Genomic DNA, 19,149 nt, shown 5'->3' on the forward strand with positions numbered 1-19,149 from the left:
CAAGAACTACCTCACCGGCCTCGGCATCGATAAGAGCCTGCTCGACACCATAAGCTACGGCAAGGAGCGGCCCGTCTGCACCGAGCACAACGAGGACTGCTGGGCGAAGAACAGGAGAGACCACTTCGAGCCTTTGCAGAAGTAAGTGACCACGCATAATTGTCCTGATGCAGGAACGCCCGGCCTGGCCAAGGTCGGGCTTCTTGCATCTAACTGCTAGCTGTAAAAAGAGAGGGAATGGACTTTCGTTTGGACACGCAATCTGGCAGGAATGTTTTTTAAACCTTTCAGGCTGATACAAGGAAAAAAGAGAGGCGACGATGAATGCACCGAGGGTAGTACACGTCATTTTGGTGTGGTGGCTTGTCCTGTGGATGGCAGCACCCACGGGCGCTTTTGCCCAGCAGTCAACGCAGCAAACAAGCGGGGCGCCGTTATTTAAACCGGAACAGTTAGAGCAGATCGTTTCTCCTATTGCGCTCTACCCTGATGAACTTCTGGCGCAAATTTTTATGGCCTCGACGTATCCCCTGGAAATTGTCCAGGCGGCGCGCTGGGTCAAAGCAAATCCCGGCCTGAAGGGTGATCAATTGGCCAAAGCCCTCGAGCAGCAGAACTGGGACCCCAGCGTCAGATCGCTCGTGAACTTCCCTGAAGTTTTGAACATGATGAATGAGAAGCTCGACTGGACGCAGCAACTGGGAGATGCTGTCCTCGCTCAGCAGAAGGACGTGATGGCTGCGGTACAGAGACTTCGAAAGAAGGCTTATGATGCGGGCAACCTCAAGACCACGAAAGAGCAGGTAGTGAAGGTCGATACAGCCTATGAGGCAGCACAGCCCTCGGGCGCAGGTGTGCCGTCACAACCACCGCCATCAGCGCCACCTCAGCAGGTCATTGTAATCCAGCCTGCAAACCCTCAGGTCATCTATGTACCTACCTACAATCCAACGGTAGTCTACGGCGTGTGGGCATATCCTGCGTACCCCCCGCCTCCTGTCTACGCTTATCCGTATGGGGCAATGGCATTCTCTTTTGCGGCCGGTGTGGCTGCGGGCGCAGCCTGGGGTTACGCGTGGGGCGGATGTAACTGGCATGGCGGTGATGTGGATGTGAACGTCTGGCGCAATCAGAACATTAATAACAACATCAACCGCAACAACTATCAGAACAAGGTGACGAACGGACAGGGTGGCCGCGGCGAGTGGAAGCACAACCCGGAGAATCGCAGAGGCGTTGCATACCGCGACCAGGGAACCGCCAACAGGTTCGGGCAGCAACCCCGGGTCTCTAATGATATGAGGCAGAACTTCGCAGGTCGTGACGGCGCCGGAGGACGGGGCCAGGGGATCGGTGGTTCTCAGGCCTCGCAGCAACCGGCCCGTGGCCCTGATCGAGGCGGAGCGGGTGGCTCCCGTGGAGATGGTTTGGGTCGTCAGCCTTCGCAGCAACCAGCTGGAGGTGATCGAGGCGGATTAGGCGGGTCCCGCGGGCAGGCTGGGCCGGGGAGAGACAACGCGTTTGGAGGTTATAACCGAGGTAGTGATACAAGACAGGCCAGCAATCGCGGTAACCAGAGTCTCGCCTCTGACCGTGGACGCGGCGGCTCCGGCGGCGGTGGCGGACTCAGCAGCGGCAGCTCCGGTGGTGGAGGACGTTCAGGCGGAGGAGGCCTTGGCGGTGGCGGACGTGCAGGTGGCGGCGGAGGACGCGGAGGTGGACGCAGATGAAAAGCATAGTCCAACACTACCATTCTCCAATGGAGGGAAAGCCGATGTCCATATACGCATCCGTAAACGTACGAAAACACGTGAGCAGATTCGCTGCGGTACTTTGTCTCTGTGCAGGGTCGCTCTTTATGTTTACATTCGGCCAGGCCCAGGCAGCTGCGCCCGTACAGAAGACTTTTAAGTCGCCCGATGATGCTATCAAGAGCTTGATAGACGCGGCAAAACGAGGCGACACCCATGCTTTGATGGCCATTTTTGGTCCTGGAAGCAAAGACCTTGTCTCGTCCGGAGACCCTGTAGCAGACAAGACAGCGGCCGAAGAGTTTGTCCGTCATTACGAAGAAAAGAACAGCTTGCAGCAACTTAGCGAGAAGAAGGTCGTTCTTCACGTGGGGAACGATGACTGGCCGTTCCCAATCCCTATCGAAAAGATCGGCAAGAGCTGGCGCTTTGACACCAAAGCCGGAAAGCATGAGATCCTTGCGAGACGAATTGGCAGGAACGAATTGGCCACAATCGAAACCTGCCTGGTGTATGTTGACGCCCAGCATGAATATGCCCGGAAGGACCGTGACAAGAATGGTCTCCTTGAGTATGCACAGAAGTTCAGGAGCACACCGGGCCAAAGAGATGGTCTTTATTGGGACACCAAGGAAGGTGAGGAGGAGAGCCCGCTGGGCCCACTCGTTGCCGAGGCCTCAAAAGAAGGCTATGGAAGGAAGCAAACCCCGAGACAAACCACTGATGAACGTACCCCGTATCACGGATACTACTACAGAATATTGAAGGCCCAAGGGTCGAATGCTCCCGGCGGTGCGTACGATTACGTTGTAGATGGCAAGATGATCGGTGGATTTGCCCTCGTGGCGTATCCCGCCAAGTATGGCAACTCCGGCGTGATGACCTTCGTCGTCAATCAGGACGGCGTGGTCTATCAGAAAAATCTCGGAAAAAATACGGCAAAGATAGCCCAGGCAATGGAGAAATTCGACCCGGACAGCACGTGGAAGAAAGTGAAGTAGGTGTGTCAACCGCCCGGAGCGGAGCAGCGAGGGAAAGAGTGTTCCGGCAATGAAGAAAATAATAAAGGCCCTTCTGGTCCTGATACCTCTTTTTTTCGCCGGTTGCTCCGGATTCGGGCCGCTGACTGTGTCGCGTGACCGTTTCGATTATACTGAAGCCATCTCTGATTCCTGGAAGCGCCAGATGCTCTTCAACCTGGTAAAGATACGTTATGGAGATGCTCCGGTGTTTATGGACGTATCATCGGTGATCAGCCAGTACCAGATTGCAGCGCAGATCAACCTGGGCGCTACCATGACGCAGCAGCCCTCCAGCAGCTCTCAAACGCTCGGCACAATGGGGCAGTACGTGGATCGACCGACAATCACGTTCACGCCCATCCTCGGGGATAAATTTGCCCGCAGCATGATGTCCCCCATTCCCCCTTCTGCAATTCTCAGCCTGATGCAAGGCGGCTACCCCGTGGATTTGGTGTTCCGGGCGTTGGTGCACGAGGTTAACGGGATCCGCAATCGTTTTGGAGGTGATGCACGGGCTCGTGCCGCCGATCCAGAGTTCTACTCTCTGATTGAAAAGATGCGGAAGATCCAGCTGGCCGGCGGCATAGGGATGAGGTTCACAAAGATCGATAAGGAAGCAGCGGCGCTGATAGTCATACGCGGGAAACGGGATCCTGAGGTTGAGGCTCTCTCTGAAGAGGTCCGGAACTTGCTGGGTGTTGATCCTCATACGAGCGACTTCCAGGTGGTCTACGGAGCCATTCCCCAGAACGATAAAGAGATTGCCCTCTTGACCAGGTCGATACTTGAAGTCCTCATCGATCTTTCTACGAACATTGAAGTCCCCGAGCGAGACCTGCAGGAAAGGCGGGTTTCCCCCACATTCGAAGAAACGGCTGGTGGTGAAAAGGTCCGTCCTCTGGTCCGTATTCAAAGCTCATCCAAAAAACCGGATGATGCCTTTGTCTCGATACCTTACAGGAACTCCTATTTCTGGATCGACGACAAAGACCTGATGTCGAAAAAAATATTTTCATTTTTGATGTTCGTTTTCACGCTTGTAGAGACCGGCGAAAAAGGGGTGGCTCCCATAGTAACGATTCCCACAGGCTAGAACTAGTAATCGTCCAACCTTTTGGCGCGGCAGGGTATCTTCTCTTCCCTGCCTTTTTAGTTTTCAGCGGCAAAGGTACGAAAAGCGCTTTACCTTATAAGCAGCTATAGACTAAGATGAATAGGCACAGAATAACGGCTGATTGCTCTATATGGGAGTTACGGAGGAGAGGCAGCACTCTTTTATGACGAAGTCATCGAAAGCAATTCTATGGCTCGCGGCAGCAGCAGGGGTTCTGGCGCTCTTTTTTATCCTCGTTCTGATTTTTATCGCCCCGGAAATCGTCAACTTCGAATCCGTTAAGGGAAGAATTATCGCTGAGTTCTCAAAGGCAACAGGCGGCGCAGTAGAAATAGAAAAAATCGATGTTCATTTTTTTCCGCGTCCCTCGATTACTTTCCAGAATGGAAAGATAACAGTCCCGGAGAAAATATCGGGAACATTCAGCTTCTTATCGATTTATCCGGACATAGGTTTTCTTCTGCGTGGAAAGGCCCGGATTGCGCGGCTTAGCCTGGTAGGGCCGGACGTGCGGGCAAGCCTGCCCGACGATTTCGGGAAGATGAAAGGAATGGATCAATTCTCGTTGAAGGCGATTGACGACGAACTCGCGGCTATAGTTCGCCAGATAACAGACAAAGAGCCCGGTCTTGTTATCTCGGTCGAAAAAGGAAGTCTCACACTCCTCAGAATGAAAGAATCTGCTTTTTGGTTTCGCGATGTAGAAGCCCGGATCACATTCCCCGGAGATAGACTAACTATGCAAGTCGGTTCCAACTCGAACGTCTGGAAGCGCTTCTCGATGAGCGTTTCAATCAAGCCCGGTGAGTTGAAGGGCGAGGGGCATCTGGACGCGGCACAGTTGAGGCCTGATCTCATTACGCAAAATCTGTTCCCTCACTTGACACCTCGCATAGAAGATACAGAGTTGAGTTTCAGTGTCAATTTCGGCGCAGAAGGCGAGAAATCGCTTCACGCTGAGGTGCAATGCGGTCTGCCCGGTGCAACGTTGCGAAAAGGTCAGCAAAACCTCACGCTCAAAAAGATCAGCTTGAAAGGTGCATTGCGTAAGGACGGAGATATAACCAGGATCTCTCTCAATGAATTGACGAGCGTCTACCCCCAACTGGCAGTTTCGGCCACCATGAGTTCCGGTACTGCTTCCGAAGGGGCGGCCCTGGAACTGCGTGGCAAAGAGATCGACGTGGAATCGGTGCGCTCAACCGCGCTCTTCCTGGGCGGCCATTCGCATACGGTGCAGTCGATCTTTGAGATTGTAAGAAAAGGCAGAATACCGGTGATGACGCTCACGTCTCACGGTCGTTTGTTGAGTGACCTGGCAAAGGAAGAGAATATTGTCATCAAGGGTAACATGACAGGGGGAAACATCGTAATCGACGAGCCGTACCTCGATCTGGAAGACGTTACGGGCAGTGCGATGATCTCGCGAGGTATCCTTGAAGCAAAAGATAGCGAAGCTCGGCTGGGGAGTGCCCACGGAAGCGCCGGGTCATTGCGGATAGATTTAGACAGCGACCCCACTCTGTTTCATCTCGAGGTCTTTGTGAAGGCCGATGTGGCGCATGTCCCCGGGTTTCTCAAGGAGGTGGTGGAGGACAAGGACTTTACCCAGGAGCTTGACCTGATAAAGGAGGTACGGGGCGACGCCTCAGGGCTGCTGGTTTTGGATCGGCCCAAACGAGAAACCGACGTGTACGTGGACGTCAAAAACTTTTCCCTTCGCGCAGAGTATGAAAGATTTCCTTACCCGATCGAGGCGAATGGAAGATTCCTCTACGATGATGCCAAGGGGAGAATCATGGTCGAGAACCTTTCCGGTAGGGCAGGGAAGTCCTCCTTCTCGCGGCTCACAGGAGAGATAAGCATTGAGAAGGAGCCCCGCTTAAATGTCACCTCGTGCGCAGCTTCGATTCTTCTCGACGAGATATATCCTTGGCTTGCGTCATTCCAATCATTGCAGGGCCTTCTCAAAACAGTCGATTCTGCAAAGGGCACCATGAAAATCGACACCGTCCAGATGAGGGGAGTGATGACGAAGCCTGAAAGCCTGCAGTTTCATGTGGAAGGCGGCGTGCAGAATGCTACACTCTCATCACCTGAACTACACGACCCTGCGCTACTGGCGAGTGGCACCTTCAAGGCAGAGCCCGAGCAGCTCTCTTTTTCCACCATCGAGGTAGATTATCGGGATTCGTCAGTGAAAATTTCCGGTGTTCTAAGTCATTACCTTCAAGGGATCGACAGGGCAGAGGTGACGGTGGACGGAGACATTGGGGAGCAGACGTACCTGCGCGTATCTGATTTCATTAATATGCCGTCCCAACTAAAAACCCGTTCACCACTATCTCTATCCCAGGAGCACGTAATCTGGGAGAGGGATGGTAAGACATCATTGTCCGGGAACATGCGGGTACACCATGGCCCTGAGCTCTCTATCGATGTGCTCTCTGACCGGGGCGAATTGGTTATAAAGCGTCTGGTTATCAAAGATGGGCAATCGGACGCATCGTTGTCTTTTCATATGAAGAAGAGAGAGATGGACCTTTCTTTTAAGGGAACCCTTACGGGAACTACATTGAATCAACTCTTAGCAAAAAATGAATTTGTCACGGGCGGGCTTAAAGGGAACCTATCGGCTCACATCGTTTTTGATCAACCTTTCAACTCAATGGCCCAGGGAGAGATGCAGGGCACAGGTCTACGGTATCCTTACGGGAACAATCCGGTGAAGATTGAGACGCTCTCGCTTAGTGCACAGGGTAACCGATTCATCGTGGGTTCGGAAATTGTTGTGTGGGAACAGAGAGTCAGAACGGAAGGGCATGTAGATTTTCTGCAGGACGGATTTGTGTTTGATATGAACGCCTTCACGGCCGGGCTTGACCTGGATCGAATCCTGGCGGAAGCGGCGGGCAAGAGCGAAAAGAGGTCCTTCTGGGACGTACCCCTCAAGGGCACGCTAAGGGTCGAGTCGGATCAAGTGACCTGGGGCAAGTACAGGTGGAGCCCTGTGTACGCGAACATAATTTTTGCTCCTGAAAAGATAAGCATCGGCATCATGCAGGCTGATCTTTGCGGCGTGGATACCTTCGGTATCCTGGATGTTTTTCCGAATGGTGTTGAGGTTCGCGCTCAGCCACGGGCAAAGGACCAGGACCTGCGCCAGACGCTAGCCTGTTTATCGGGTACGACAGAAGTGACCGGCCGTTTTTCTCTGAGCGCGGACATTTCCGGTAAGGGGGAAGCGGAAAGCCTGCTCGGCGCTCTCAAGGGCACTATTGAATTCGATGCAAAGAAAGGGCGTATTGACCGGTACGGGCTGCTCGCAAAAATCTTTGAGGTTCTCAGCCCTACCGGGCTTGTACGTATCGGTGATTTGAGGAAACAAGGATTTTCGTATTACACCATCAAGGCGAACGGGAAGCTAGAGGATGGCAAACTCTCCATCAAAGAAGCGCTTGTGGACGCTCCCTCGGTAGATCTCATATTTAACGGGGAGATAAACCTGGTGGAGAAGAAGATCGATGCGGTGGTCCTGGTGGTCCCGTTCAGGACCCTGGACAAGATCATCAGGTTCATCCCTCTTGTCCGATACGTTATGGCCGGAAGACTCGTTGCAATTCCTGTCAGGGTGAGGGGCAACCTGGAGAATCCCGACGTTACTCCCTTCTCCCCATCGGCAGTTGGTGCGGGTCTGCTTGACACGGTGAAGAGATTTTTCGAGCTGCCCCTGGATGTTATACAGCCGCTGCTGCCCGGAGAGGAGAAAAAGAGTTCACCTTGACGCGGTATGCATACTTGAAAGCGCACAAAAAGGGGTCAACAGAAATGTCTGGCCCCTTTTTAGTCCCGAAGATCCTCGCGCACAGCCCTCCGCGGGAAGCGCGAGAAACCATCGGGGCCTACGCTGCCGCTTTCTCATCGAAAAAAGGCCAACGGCAGGGCGCTCCCGGTTCCTGCCTGTTGCCGCAAATCAAACACCTGATTGCAGAGATCCTCTGCGTGATCGCATTGCTATGCTCTTTTTCGCTCACAACCGCCTTTGAGCCGCACTTACCACACGTTAGGGTGATACTTGTCCGATCCGATGCTGCCATGATGCTTCCTCCTGAGCTATTGTGTCCGCACAAAATTGCAATAGCCGTGCCGGGGCAGCAGGATCCGGAAACTGCGCAAAACGGCATTGTACGCGTCCAGCGCCATTCGAGGAAATACAAAAATGTCGAAATGTAATCGTTTATCCGACAGAAACGTCGTCGATTGCCCTGGTTCGCAGCACCCTTCAGCGTGCCGCTTTCTGATCTTTATGGCGTACCCCTCTTCTCACCTCTGTTCGAATTCGCTCTTCTTGTTGGCAGGAGTTTGCAAAATCCCATCCCCGGCCACGTCTTCAAGATCGAACCACCATTTCCTGCTGTAGTCCGGTTTCCCGTATCCGAGAATATCGTCTCCCCAGATCGCGAGGCTCCGGGCCACACCGGAATGACGCATGGCCCAGCCCACAGCCCTGTGAAAGGGTGTGTACGGTTTGCTCCACGGACAGACCTTGATGCAGGTGCCGCAACCCGAGCCTCTCTGGTTACCGACTCGCATGCCCGTGCACTTCTTCTTGTCCATGGGCCATTTTTCATAGCCGTTGAATATTTCCTTGCCTCCGTCGCTTATTGCGCCGCTGGGGCACTCACGTGCGCACTTCTTGCACTTGGAGCAGAAATCCTGCAGTCCGAAATCGATGGGTTTGTCCGGCATGAGGGGCATGTCCGTGGTCACCACAGCGCCCTTGAAGCGGGGGCCGAGGAAGGGGTGAAGCACGGAATCGCCGATCCTGCTCATCTCCCCAAGGCCTGAGAGCAGAATGAGTGGCGGCAGCACCACGTCGTAGAAGGGCGCGTAGTGAGCTTTTGCAGGGTAGCCGAGTCTTCGAATGTAATCCGCGATTATAATTGCGATGAAGCCGGACGTGGCATAGGACATCATACTCATCGCATTGCTGATCCAGTCGCTTCCTGAATAGGCCTGGGACGTCTTGTAGTCCTGATCGATCAAGACCGAGATAGCGTACTTGTGGTTCAGCTCCACCGGGACCTCGCCCTCTTGGGGCTTCATGAAATCGAATTTGTGGCTGTAGACCGCATAGCGAGGCAGTTCGCATACACCTACTGCGTCGGCCCTCAGGAAATAGGCGGTCTCTTTTATGTGACGGGTGAGTGCTGCAGGGTCTTTCGGGATAGGAGCCACGTGAGCGGCATATGCACCGTCTACGAGTGGCCTCATCGCATTTCTCATCCATGTCAGTGCACCCGAAAGGGGATGCTTAGGTACAAAACGCGGAAACTCCCTTTTGAGAACTGGACCGTAATCGCCGGCAGCAGCCTTATGAAAGCCGCTTTCCCGTTCTCGCACTCTCTGGACTTCCTTTTCGTTGATTACTGTCGTAGGACGGTCGACTTTCTTTATTGTGTGCATCGGGAAAGGTTCCCAATCCCGTTTGTGGTAGCCACTCATAGCGCCTCCTCTTTTGAAACGGACCTATTTCTGGTAAGTCTTTAAATTGTCGAGGCAGAATTTCAACGCCTGGTCTCCGGGCAGCCCCTTCTCCTTCATTGCTTTTACGTAGTCGTCCAGGATCGGCCGCATTCTCTCGCTCCATCGCGCATCTTCTTCCTTCGGCAGCTGAATGAATTTGTGCCCCTGCTTCAGTGCCCATTCCTTGCCTTCCACGTCGATCGTATCCCAGAGCTTACCCGTCTTCTCGATCCATTCCACGTTGATGGCTTCTATAGTCTTCTGAACATCGGGAGGTAGCGCATTCCACTTGTTCTTGTTCATGACGCAGAAAAAACCGGTCGAGTATGCAGAGCCATAGTTCTCGGTGGTGAATTTTGTCACCTCCGCGAGTTTCCACTGGTGAAGTCCTTCCACAGGCATCAGCACGCCCTCGGCCACCCCTTTTGAAAGAGCATCATACGTCTCTGTAATGGGTAACCCCACGGGAGCTGCACCCAGCGACTGCACTATCTTCGCGCTCAGACCGGTAGACCGTATCTTCATACCCCTCAGGTCTTCCAGCTTATTAACTGCTTTCTTGGTGGTGAGGATGCCGGGACCATGGGCATGAAGATAGAGGACTTTTGTTTCATCGAACTCCTTTGGTTTGAACTTGTCATAATAGGCGTTGATGAGCTTTGTCGCGGCGTAGCCGCTCTTATAGCCGAGAGGCAGGTCGATCACTTCGGTAAGAGGGAATTTCCCCCTGGTATAGCTCATGATGGACCAGCCGATGTCGGCGATCCCTTTTACGATCGAGTCGTACGTCTGGGGCGCAGGCATGAGAGTCGAGCCCGGGTAGAAGGTTATCTTCACTTTACCGTTGGTCCTTTTTTCCACCTCCCTGCACCACTGCTCCGAATTCATGGCCTGTGCGGTAGGCGGCGGCATAAAATGCGCATACCGCAACGTGATCACTTCCTGGGCATAGGCAGGGTATGCACTCAACACGATACTTCCAATAAAGGCCACAACCATCATTCTTATCCACACTCGATTTTTCATACGTCCCCCCCGGTGCGTTGATGTGGCGACGGGGTCCGTGCCCCGTTGCCTTGTTGCAGAGCCTTGCTCAACCTCTTTCGGACATCCAGAATATCTTCCTTCACCAGCTTCATGGTCTCCTGTGGCTTGCGGTCTGATACAAGCTTCAGGATTCTTGCATGTGTCTTGTAGAAAACGCGCTCGCAGGAAATATCCAGGAATTTGTAAGCGACCTCATTGAGAATCTCCGCGATCGATTTCATGAACATGGCAGAGACCGGATTGGCCGATGCCTCGCCGAGCAGAATATGGAACAGGATGTTCTTCTGCTTGAGCACTGCCGCGTCATCGATGCAGCGGCCCGCTTCAGCCATCAGATCATGCAGGCGTTTGATATCCGTCGTCGTGGCGTGGCGTGCTGCTTCCATCGCCATGAACGGCTCTATCTGAAGGCGAACGTCAAAGAGATGGTCCACGGTGATCTGACCGTGGACCGTGAGATTCTTGAGGGAATCGCTGATGGGCTTGTGATAGACTTGCGAAACAAAGATGCCGCCTCGAGGTCCCTTGCGCACGCTCACGTAGCCTGAGGCGTCGAGCACGCGCATGGCTTCCCTGACGACCGAACGGCTCACACCGAGCTCAAGCGCGAGTTGCCGCTCCGGGGGCAGCTTTGCGCCATTCTCAAGGTCCTGGCTGAATATCCTCTGCCGGATCAGATTGGCAATCTGTTCTGAATAACGCCTTTTTTCCAGCGGCTCAAACATCAACGCTCCTCAGTGCCAGTGCTACTCATCGTCGGCGGCCCACAAATGTTTTCCACTGTACTTCCTCGGTAGCTGCATCACGCCGTCTACCTCTTCCAGATCAAACCACCACTGCTCCTCAGGATGCGCCTTGCCGTACCCCATCAAATCATCTCCCCAGATGGCCATGCTTCGTGCCAGGGCGGAATGGCGCATGGCCCAGCCCACAGCCCTGTGAAAAGGTGTGTACGGCTTATTCCAGGGGCAGGCCTTGATGCACGTGCCGCAGCCTGAACCGTGCTGGTTCCCGACGCGCATACTGGTACATTTACGGATGTTGCTTGGCCAGCGTTCGTAGCCGTTGTACATCTCTTTCCCTCCGTCACTCAGCGCACCGGAAGGGCATTCGCGAGCGCACTTCTTGCACTTGGAGCAGAAATCCTGTAAGCCGAAATCTATTGGCTTATCGACTTCCATCGGGAGATCTGTCGTGACTACAGAGGCCTTGAACCTCGGCCCCAGGAATGGGTGGAGCACGCAGTCACCGATCCGCGACATTTCGCCGAGGCCTGCCCACAGGAGAATGGGTGGGAGCACGATCTGGTAGTTTCGCGCGTGGTGTGCCCGGGCGGGATACCCCAGTCGCCGTATATACTCGGCGAGGATGCAAGCGATAAAGCCTGATGCCGAATAGGCCAGGAAGCTCATGGAATTGCTGATCCAGTTGTGGCCATTGGTGGCATGCGATGTCCGGTAGTCCTGGTCAACGATAACGGCAATGGCGTGCGTATGGTTACACTCTACCGGTTCGCCATTGGGGAAGGAATTGGTGTAGACCGCGTAAGGCGGAAGCTTGCAGATGCCGACCGCGTCTGACCTCAGAAAGTATGCCGTCTCCTTGATGTGGCGCGCCAGCACTGCCGGGTTTTCCGGCAAAGGCGCCTTCTGCTTCGCGACCATGCCGTCGACGATATCCCGCAGGAATAGCTGCATGCTACCCAGCGCGCCCGAGAGAGGGTGCTTCATGACAAACCGTGGCCGTTCCTTGGCGAGAATAGGGCCCCACACGCCGGCTGCCGCTTTATTAAAGCCGCTGTCGCGCTCGTCGACTCTCTTCACCTCATTGTCATGTATGACAGTCGTAGGACGGTCAACTCTCGTTATCGTGTGCATCGGAAAGTTGTCCAGCTCCCGTTTGTGATAGCCGCTCATAGACACCTCCACCATAGGTCTGACCTATTATAGAGAGGGCCAGCATCGACTGTCAAGCTAAAACGGTCAGGGCGATCAGAAGAATCGCCAGAGAGACCCCGCGGGTTTTTTCTGCTTGAAGCGATTGTACCTGTAGCAGAGTGGATAGAGGATTGCCAGACCGATCAGCCAGAAAGCGTACATGACAGCTAATCCGGCGCCATTCCTGAAGAGCAGCCCGAGAAGCGCGTACACCCATAGGTGGATGAGATAGAAAAACAACGCTGTCCTTCCGAATAGTACCAGCGGATTCCACGTGCTGTGGATATGCGCATCCAGCCGACCCCACGAGGCGATGAAGAGGAGATTGAGGCCAAGAGTCGCCGTAAGAAAAGCGAGGCTGGGCGGATACTTCACCAGGTTGAGAAACCCCATCCATCCGGGAGGTATGACATTAAGGTTGCCGAATCCTCCAGCCAGTCGTATAACGATGAATAAGGCCAGCAATCCAATGCCCGCCCGGAGAGCCACTGCCACGGCCTTTTGTAGCTGCCGTTGAAGCAGTCTTCCCATGAGCAGCCCGAAACCTGTCACGCCGAGCCAGGGTATGACGGGGTAGAGCACTGCGAAGGTATTGTTATATCCGGGAATAAGGAGTGCTGTTATCAAGGGCGAATAGAGCGTGTGTGCGCGGTCAGGGCCGGGCGTTACCACTTGCGTGCATAGTATTGCGGCGACACTGACGGCTGTGACTGCCCATGAAGACATCCTCCGCATGAATGCCCAGAATACCAGTGATCCGCCGAGCGCAAACAAAACACCCAGGTAGATCATGCCGCCGGTGCCTCCCCCCGGCATGGGGCCGCCCCTGACCACAAAAGCGCCGGCGTGGGCAGACATCCCTCCCAGCATCCATGCAGTATTCTCTGAGAGTAGCTGTAAGAGCATGAGCAGGAAACCCCGAATGATAAAGAAGCGAGTAATCCGACCTTCGTTCCATCCGGCGCCGCGACGCGCATCCGCAAGAAATGCCATGCCGATGCCCATCAGGAAGAAGAACCCAGTCGCGCAAGGGTGCGTGACCCACCTGGTCCAGAACCACAACGCATCCGGATAAACAGGTAAAGACACGCCCCATAACTCGCGGGAATGGACCCTGGCGATGAAGTAGCTGGCGTGGTCAATCGCCATGAGTATGATGATGAGACCCCTGTGGACGTCCAGTGCCATGAGGCGCCGACCAGTGGTAACCGAAGGGTTAATCATCTTGTTCATAATGTAACCATTTCGTCAGTGCCCATTCCAAAGCAACTATCCACGGGAACAAGGGCACGGTAACTATTTCACGGTAACTATTTCATTGACAGGGCAGGCCGCTAACCGTATGCTGTTCGTCAATAAAAAGGAGCTCCCCCTTATGATGCGTCACCATTTCCTGCGATTATCTGGTTACATTGTTCTCTGGCTGTTGTCAATCGCGATGTGTCGACCCGTTGTGGCTTCCTCTCCCCCGGTCCTCTCCGGCCCTGCCAGCAGCGCAGCCCTGCAGGTGGTCGAGTTTTGTGCAGACCCCAAAGTTGGCTTTGACGGGAACGCCGCCGCTACCGTCGCAGATTACGTCCTCAGTCTAAAACAGACGAGGGTATATGAGCTCCCGAAAGCGAAGGATTGTACAGGAGCTTATCATGAGTTTGACGTGAAGGTCACGCTTCCCCGGTTCATAGAGTACTCCTACAATCCGCAGATTCCACCGGCGGTTACGAGGCCATCCTCTCTGCGCTATTCCACATGGACCAGTCCTCGGGATCTGAGTCATAAATTCCCGAACAGCTGGGAACCTGTCGCTCCGTCGGCGGCTCCCGTCGTGATTCATGCTATGCAGCGCGAATGCGACACGCCTGATCTCAACAGCGGTGTGTATCATGAGTATGATCTGAAAAGGACGCTGGTTCTTTTCAACCACAAAGGACGGCAGGTACTCTTCTCCATATCAAAACAGATAGACAAGTCGAATGTGGGGAAAAAGGGTTTTATTCTGGGGGACGACACTGAATGGGCCTATTATTACTCAGGCGAACCCGGTACCCCGAAAACAGGCTTGGGATGGGTCAAATCGTATATCTATGACTATTTTTCCGTTGGTGTCTACGCGGAATCAGACACGACGCCGGGTGTGGTCAGGGCTGCTGTCTTTCAATGGCTTTCTGCGGGCTGGATTGGAACGAACTTTGTGAAGACAGCACACATCCTCAGGGGGTTGGAACGGTTTGCCCGAGATTGTAAACTGGTGCTGGAATCTCCCCGCCTGCCTGCCTCGAATCAGATCGTCTCGGCCTACCAGCGGCTTTCAACTATGCCTGCGCCAGAGCTGATGAAGAGATATAGTGCCCTGCAACAGGCGGTGCGATCTAAAGCAGCCAAGATGGGAAAGGTCAAACAAGCCGACGTGGACGAGCAAGTATCGTACGCGAATATACCAAGGGAACAGATAATGGAAGAACTTATGCTGGAGTATCTCAAAACGAGCATTGATAATGCGCCGCTCGTCAAAGAGCAATTTTAACCTTTACTTCCGCCATCGGGACAGGTTGTTCGTGTGATCAAGCGCATGCCCCAACGGCGCGCACACCGATTGATTGTTACGGAAAGATTCCCCTCAGTTTCACCGCTTCGGCCACTCTTCCTATCCCAAGCATGAGTGCAGCGGTTCGCATGTCCGTCTTTTCTTTTTGCGAGATGGCCAGCACCTCTGAGAAACTGCGGACCAGTATGCGCGTCAGTCTCTCGGCTATCTCGTCTTCCGTCCACAAGAGTTCCTGCAGGTTCTGAACCCATTCAAAGTAAGAGACCGTCACTCCGCCGGCGTTGGCCAGAATGTCTGGTACTATGAAGACGCCGCGGTCGAAGAGCAGGGCATCGGCCTCGGGCGTTGTCGGCCCGTTGGCTCCCTCCACAATCATCCGGCAGCGCAGTCTTGCAGCGTTATATTCCGTGATCTGGCTTTCCAATGCTGCGGGCACCAGCACGTCGCACTCCAGTTCGAGCAACTCTTCATTGCTTACCTCATCGGATTCCGTCTCGCCGCCGATGAAGCACTGATAACGGTTCTTGCAATCAAGAGCTTTATCTATATCAAGGCCGCGGGGATTATAGAGGCCTCCCCTGGAATCGGAAATGGCGATGACCCTGCCCCCGGCCTGACGAAAATATTTTGCCGCGATCCCGCCCACGTTGCCTGCTCCCTGAATAACCACACGGGCGTTCTCCAACGGCATGCCCAGATGTTTTGCCGCCTCTAATGCCGTAATGAAGACGCCCCTGCCTGTCGCCTCATAGCGGCCCAACGATCCGCCCAACTCCAGCGGCTTACCGGTGACGACACCGGGAACCGAATAGCCTTTCCTGATGCTGTACGTGTCCATGATCCACGCCATTACCTGAGGGTTAGTATAGACGTCGGGCGCCGGGATATCGCTCTCCGGACCAATAAATGGCGATATTTCCCAGGTGAAGCGTCGGGTCATATTTTCAAGTTCCCGGAGCGACATTTCTTTGGGATTGCACTGGATACCCCCTTTGGCGCCACCAAAGGGAATATTGACGACCGCTGCTTTCCACGTCATCCACATAGCGAGCGCCCGCACCTCGTCGGGATCAACGTCGGGATGATAGCGAAGCCCGCCTTTAAAGGGACCCCGTGCATCATCGTGCTGGATCCGATAGCCGGTATATATGCGGACGCTGCCGTCATCCATCTTTACGGGAAAGTGGACGACGATTTCCCGTTTCGTATGTTTGATCTTCTGCAGTATCGCATTATCGAGGTGCGGCATGCGCGCTGCTGCAGTTTCCACCTGCTTTATGGCCATCGCTGCGGGATTGATCCTTCGCTCTGCACTCTCCATCGTTGCCCCCTTCCCCAGAGTCTCTTCAGCCGGTCATTTCTTTTCGTAACTTAGAGAGAATCGCAAAATGTGTTCTCTCTTCCTCGATGATAGTATCCATGACATCGACATGCCTGGCCCCTGTAAACTTCTTCATCTCCTGGTAATAGAGGATCGAGTCAAGCTCCCTCTGGATGGCGAAATCGAGCGCTCCCGCAACGGTACTTGCCTTTGCCAGTTGCCCGATTTGCGGATGATCTTTGAATATGGCTTTCCCATCTATGAAGTCTTTCAGATATGCGAAATACTCTCCTTCATAGCTCTCAGGCGGCTGATAGTCGCCGAGACCCGATAAAAGTTTTTCGAAGGTCTTCCTGTGTCCGATCTCTTCTTGCGCCAGCCTCTCAAATAATTCCCTTACGGGTTTGCTGGTGATGATCTCTGCTGCTTCCCGGTAGAATCGCTCACCGTTCTCTTCTATGCGGATTGCAAAGTTAATCACGTCATGAATGGTCATGTGATAGCCCTCGCTTCTGTATTGGAGTTCGTTCCGTCATGGCTGGAACAACACAAGCTTTCCTCAATGTATGGCACAGCAGGCTATGTTTGTCAATCAGGTTTGAAGTTCTGCGCTTTTTGCAGGCCGCAGCGCGTGAGTTGGAATGTGGTTGGGGGCCGAGAGGTGGCTCATGGTTGACATATTCCGGGGGCGTACTATACTTGAAATAAAAGAGCAGTTCAAACTCTAAAAGGAGGCCTGTTATGGAAGGTAGCGTGTACAAGGTCGTAGAACTGGTGGGCACGAGCGAAACCTCATGGGAAGATGCAGCCAAAACGGCCATCAACATGGCCTCGAAGACGTTGGACGATCTCAGGATAGCCGAGGTAGTCAAACAGGATGTGGTTATCGAGAATGGGAAACTGACCGGCTATCGTGTGAGGCTTAACGTCTCTTTCAAGTATCATCCTTCCAAGGGGTAGCAGCCGTGAGGCCCGGGCGGGTTGAACACGGGGAATGCTCCCGACACCCGCCCCCGAAAGATTGCTCGTCCGTTCACTTCACAGAAGAGCCTGATAAGAATTCAGGTATGCCCTGAGATAGCGGAGAGGGGGTGCAATATGTTTTTCATGAATATTTGTACGTGGGATCCCAAGGATGAGCAGGAAGTGAGGAAGCGCAGAGCGAAGTGGGAATGGCCGGCAGGGATCAAGGTGGTTTGTGAGTTCATTGATCTGCAGGGCTGCCGCACGATCAACGTTGTTGACACGGATGCAAAGGGCTTGATCATGAGCCGCGCTGCGTGGCTTGACATCCTGACATTCGAGACGTTTCCTGTGTATCCCTTTGGTGAAAGCAAAGCGCTCGCCGGAGGGTAGGGAGACGGAGGGCGCGGCTCTGCAACGAAATAGAAGATGACCCATCCATTCTTTTTGGATGGGTCAGGCAGATGTTCCGTACTAATTTCCGTTGCAGCGGGTAATGCTTACCCTGGTCAATATCACCTCACGCGTCATGCATAGGCACAATCCGCCGTTTACCTGCTTCTTCCCGAAACTTTAGTGTCGACCACTTCAGCTATTCGTGCAATAATCAATCCAGGTGGGGTGGTGATGAAACACACAGCTTATCAGGGTCGGTCGGGCCGTAAAATCTGCGTCACTCTGTTCATCTGTTGGCTTCTTACGTTGCCGCTATTGCCTGTATCACAAGCTGCGCCTCAGCCCGATGCTCCTGCTGCCGTGATGCCCACCCTGGTTGTCGGGGTGGTTCATGACCCGCCTTATATCTTCAGGGAGAAGGATGGTGAATGGGCCGGGGTCAACCTGGACATCTGGAAGGCAGTGGCTCAGGAGTTGAAAGTAAATTATGTGCTGAAAGAGATGACCTTCAATGAACTTCTCAGCAGCCTGAAGCAAGGCAGCATCGACCTGTCCATTGAAGCATTTTTTGTGACGGCTGAACGGGCACGGTGGATGCACTATTCCTTTCCCTTTGGCAACACCAGACTGGCTGTGGCAATGTTACCTGAAAAGGCGGCTCATCCTTGGTGGGTTGCAATGAAGATCTTTCTCTCCTGGGGAACCTTCAAGGTAGCTCTGGTTTTCTGCTTCATACTCTGCGCCCTGGGGTTCCTCTTCTGGCTCATTGAACGGAAAAGCAACCCTGAACATTTCGGGGGAAGTCCTCTAGAAGGAGTAGGTTCCGGCATTTACTGGGTTGGTGCAACGCTGGCTTCAGGGGTCTGCTTCGGCATCGCCCTCAAGTCAGTATGGGCAAGGATCCTTGGCCTTCTCTGGATGCTGGTCTGTGCCATCGCCCTCAGTGCCCTTATTGCTTCACTCACGGCCGCTCTCACGGAGAGCCGTGCAAGGATCGAAGTCATCAACGAAGATAGCCTGAGGCAGATGCACCTTGGCGGCATCAGGGGCAGCGCGGAGTCAGCTCTGCTCAAGGAGCTAGGTGGAGAGTACACCTTATTCCCCGGGGAAGAGGCTGCAATTAACGCTGTGGTAGATCGACAGATCGATGGGTTCCTGTATGACGAATTAACACTCAGCTATTACAAGGATCATGATTATAAAGGGAAGATAGCGGTAATCCCCACGGGGCTCAGGAGGTTTCTCTTCGGGTTTGGTTTACCGTGGGGCAGTTCATGGTCCGGAAAAATAGACGCGGCGCTGCTTAACCTCATGGAAAAGCCCGATTGGGTCGTCCTGCTCAAACGCTACGGCTTGGGCGAAAGCTTCGAAGTCAAGGCGGCTGAGCACATGCTGAAGAAGAGGAGATAAGCGCCCCCATCACGGAGGCACACTTCCTTCCTACTGAAGTGTTGACCTAAGATGTCTCACTCTGACACTAGCTTTCGAGCGGCAATAGCGTAGCGCCAGAAAGGAAGCGCCCCCGACGTG

Annotated in this window: 16 protein-coding genes; 8 read left to right on the forward strand and 8 right to left on the reverse strand. The window is 53.9% G+C overall.

The genetic code is table 11. The features are described 5' to 3' along the window. The first annotated feature begins 320 nt into the window (after positions 1 to 320). The 4 genes from VMT71_15435 to VMT71_15450 all read left to right on the forward strand — a co-directional run bounded on the left by VMT71_15435 (position 321) and on the right by VMT71_15450 (position 7,671). The gene (locus tag VMT71_15435) at positions 321 to 1,730 is read left to right on the forward strand and encodes a DUF3300 domain-containing protein (GenBank protein HVN25365.1); all 1,410 of its coding nucleotides are present in this window, start codon (positions 321 to 323) and stop codon (positions 1,728 to 1,730) included. Then, the gene (locus VMT71_15440) at positions 1,727 to 2,752 is read left to right on the forward strand and encodes a DUF2950 domain-containing protein (protein HVN25366.1); all 1,026 of its coding nucleotides are present in this window, start codon (positions 1,727 to 1,729) and stop codon (positions 2,750 to 2,752) included. Before VMT71_15435 ends, VMT71_15440 begins: the two co-directional genes overlap by 4 nt. Before the next feature lie 49 nt (positions 2,753 to 2,801). Then, positions 2,802 to 3,866: a hypothetical protein gene (locus tag VMT71_15445; GenBank protein ID HVN25367.1), complete on the forward strand. Its 1,065-nt coding sequence runs from the start codon at positions 2,802 to 2,804 to the stop codon at positions 3,864 to 3,866. Between the two features lie 184 nt (positions 3,867 to 4,050). Beyond that, complete coding sequence (locus tag VMT71_15450) at positions 4,051 to 7,671, forward strand: AsmA-like C-terminal domain-containing protein (GenBank protein ID HVN25368.1); 3,621 nt, start codon at positions 4,051 to 4,053, stop codon at positions 7,669 to 7,671. A 118-nt stretch (positions 7,672 to 7,789) separates the two neighbouring features. Here VMT71_15450 and VMT71_15455 read toward each other — a convergent pair whose 3' ends face one another. The 6 genes from VMT71_15455 to VMT71_15480 all read right to left on the reverse strand — a co-directional run bounded on the left by VMT71_15455 (position 7,790) and on the right by VMT71_15480 (position 13,630). Then, positions 7,790 to 7,984, reverse strand: coding sequence for a hypothetical protein (locus VMT71_15455; GenBank protein ID HVN25369.1), 195 nt, complete (start codon positions 7,982 to 7,984; stop codon positions 7,790 to 7,792). A 226-nt stretch (positions 7,985 to 8,210) separates the two neighbouring features. After that, positions 8,211 to 9,392, reverse strand: a complete 1,182-nt coding sequence (locus VMT71_15460) for a reductive dehalogenase (protein ID HVN25370.1) — start codon at positions 9,390 to 9,392, stop codon at positions 8,211 to 8,213. A gap of 24 nt (positions 9,393 to 9,416) precedes the next feature. Next, positions 9,417 to 10,439, reverse strand: coding sequence for a TRAP transporter substrate-binding protein (locus tag VMT71_15465; protein ID HVN25371.1), 1,023 nt, complete (start codon positions 10,437 to 10,439; stop codon positions 9,417 to 9,419). After that, complete coding sequence (locus VMT71_15470; protein ID HVN25372.1) at positions 10,436 to 11,185, reverse strand: GntR family transcriptional regulator; 750 nt, start codon at positions 11,183 to 11,185, stop codon at positions 10,436 to 10,438. The genes VMT71_15465 and VMT71_15470 overlap by 4 nt, the downstream gene beginning before the upstream one ends. Positions 11,186 to 11,206: 21 nt before the next feature. Beyond that, entirely contained in the window at positions 11,207 to 12,376 is a 1,170-nt protein-coding gene (locus tag VMT71_15475) for a reductive dehalogenase (protein ID HVN25373.1), read from the reverse strand. 75 nt (positions 12,377 to 12,451) lie between these two features. After that, positions 12,452 to 13,630 (reverse strand): heparan-alpha-glucosaminide N-acetyltransferase domain-containing protein, encoded by a 1,179-nt coding sequence (locus VMT71_15480; GenBank protein ID HVN25374.1) that lies wholly within the window; start codon positions 13,628 to 13,630, stop codon positions 12,452 to 12,454. 142 nt (positions 13,631 to 13,772) lie between these two features. On the opposite strand from VMT71_15480, the gene VMT71_15485 reads away from it, so the two are divergent. Next, positions 13,773 to 14,918, forward strand: a complete 1,146-nt coding sequence (locus tag VMT71_15485) for a hypothetical protein (protein HVN25375.1) — start codon at positions 13,773 to 13,775, stop codon at positions 14,916 to 14,918. 76 nt (positions 14,919 to 14,994) lie between these two features. On the opposite strand, the gene VMT71_15490 is transcribed toward VMT71_15485, so the two are convergent. After that, complete coding sequence (locus tag VMT71_15490; protein HVN25376.1) at positions 14,995 to 16,260, reverse strand: Glu/Leu/Phe/Val dehydrogenase; 1,266 nt, start codon at positions 16,258 to 16,260, stop codon at positions 14,995 to 14,997. A 25-nt stretch (positions 16,261 to 16,285) separates the two neighbouring features. After that, positions 16,286 to 16,756 (reverse strand): ferritin family protein, encoded by a 471-nt coding sequence (locus VMT71_15495; GenBank protein ID HVN25377.1) that lies wholly within the window; start codon positions 16,754 to 16,756, stop codon positions 16,286 to 16,288. A 245-nt stretch (positions 16,757 to 17,001) separates the two neighbouring features. On the opposite strand from VMT71_15495, the gene VMT71_15500 reads away from it, so the two are divergent. From VMT71_15500 to VMT71_15510, 3 genes are all read left to right on the forward strand, one after another. Next, entirely contained in the window at positions 17,002 to 17,220 is a 219-nt protein-coding gene (locus tag VMT71_15500; protein ID HVN25378.1) for a dodecin family protein, read from the forward strand. 138 nt (positions 17,221 to 17,358) lie between these two features. Continuing rightward, complete coding sequence (locus VMT71_15505) at positions 17,359 to 17,616, forward strand: DUF3303 family protein (protein ID HVN25379.1); 258 nt, start codon at positions 17,359 to 17,361, stop codon at positions 17,614 to 17,616. A gap of 234 nt (positions 17,617 to 17,850) precedes the next feature. Continuing rightward, positions 17,851 to 19,029, forward strand: a complete 1,179-nt coding sequence (locus tag VMT71_15510; GenBank protein HVN25380.1) for a transporter substrate-binding domain-containing protein — start codon at positions 17,851 to 17,853, stop codon at positions 19,027 to 19,029. Positions 19,030 to 19,149 lie beyond the last annotated feature (120 nt).

This window comes from Syntrophorhabdales bacterium, from assembly GCA_035541455.1.
Classification (GTDB): Bacteria; Desulfobacterota; Syntrophorhabdia; order Syntrophorhabdales; family WCHB1-27; genus JADGQN01.

Bases quoted from the DNA above. Each gene is read 5' to 3' on its own strand.
- VMT71_15485 (HVN25375.1), top strand. From the start codon at position 13,773: ATGATGCGTCACCATTTCCTGCGATTATCTGGTTACATTGTTCTCTGG.
- VMT71_15490 (HVN25376.1), bottom strand. From the start codon at position 16,260: ATGGAGAGTGCAGAGCGAAGGATCAATCCCGCAGCGATGGCCATAAAG.
- VMT71_15470 (HVN25372.1), bottom strand. From the start codon at position 11,185: ATGTTTGAGCCGCTGGAAAAAAGGCGTTATTCAGAACAGATTGCCAAT.
- VMT71_15445 (HVN25367.1), top strand. From the start codon at position 2,802: ATGAAGAAAATAATAAAGGCCCTTCTGGTCCTGATACCTCTTTTTTTC.
- VMT71_15455 (HVN25369.1), bottom strand. From the start codon at position 7,984: ATGGCAGCATCGGATCGGACAAGTATCACCCTAACGTGTGGTAAGTGC.
- VMT71_15505 (HVN25379.1), top strand. From the start codon at position 17,359: ATGTTTTTCATGAATATTTGTACGTGGGATCCCAAGGATGAGCAGGAA.
- VMT71_15440 (HVN25366.1), top strand. From the start codon at position 1,727: ATGAAAAGCATAGTCCAACACTACCATTCTCCAATGGAGGGAAAGCCG.
- VMT71_15460 (HVN25370.1), bottom strand. From the start codon at position 9,392: ATGAGTGGCTACCACAAACGGGATTGGGAACCTTTCCCGATGCACACA.
- VMT71_15510 (HVN25380.1), top strand. From the start codon at position 17,851: ATGAAACACACAGCTTATCAGGGTCGGTCGGGCCGTAAAATCTGCGTC.
- VMT71_15480 (HVN25374.1), bottom strand. From the start codon at position 13,630: ATGAACAAGATGATTAACCCTTCGGTTACCACTGGTCGGCGCCTCATG.
- VMT71_15465 (HVN25371.1), bottom strand. From the start codon at position 10,439: ATGAAAAATCGAGTGTGGATAAGAATGATGGTTGTGGCCTTTATTGGA.
- VMT71_15475 (HVN25373.1), bottom strand. From the start codon at position 12,376: ATGAGCGGCTATCACAAACGGGAGCTGGACAACTTTCCGATGCACACG.
- VMT71_15495 (HVN25377.1), bottom strand. From the start codon at position 16,756: ATGACCATTCATGACGTGATTAACTTTGCAATCCGCATAGAAGAGAAC.
- VMT71_15450 (HVN25368.1), top strand. From the start codon at position 4,051: ATGACGAAGTCATCGAAAGCAATTCTATGGCTCGCGGCAGCAGCAGGG.
- VMT71_15500 (HVN25378.1), top strand. From the start codon at position 17,002: ATGGAAGGTAGCGTGTACAAGGTCGTAGAACTGGTGGGCACGAGCGAA.
- VMT71_15435 (HVN25365.1), top strand. From the start codon at position 321: ATGAATGCACCGAGGGTAGTACACGTCATTTTGGTGTGGTGGCTTGTC.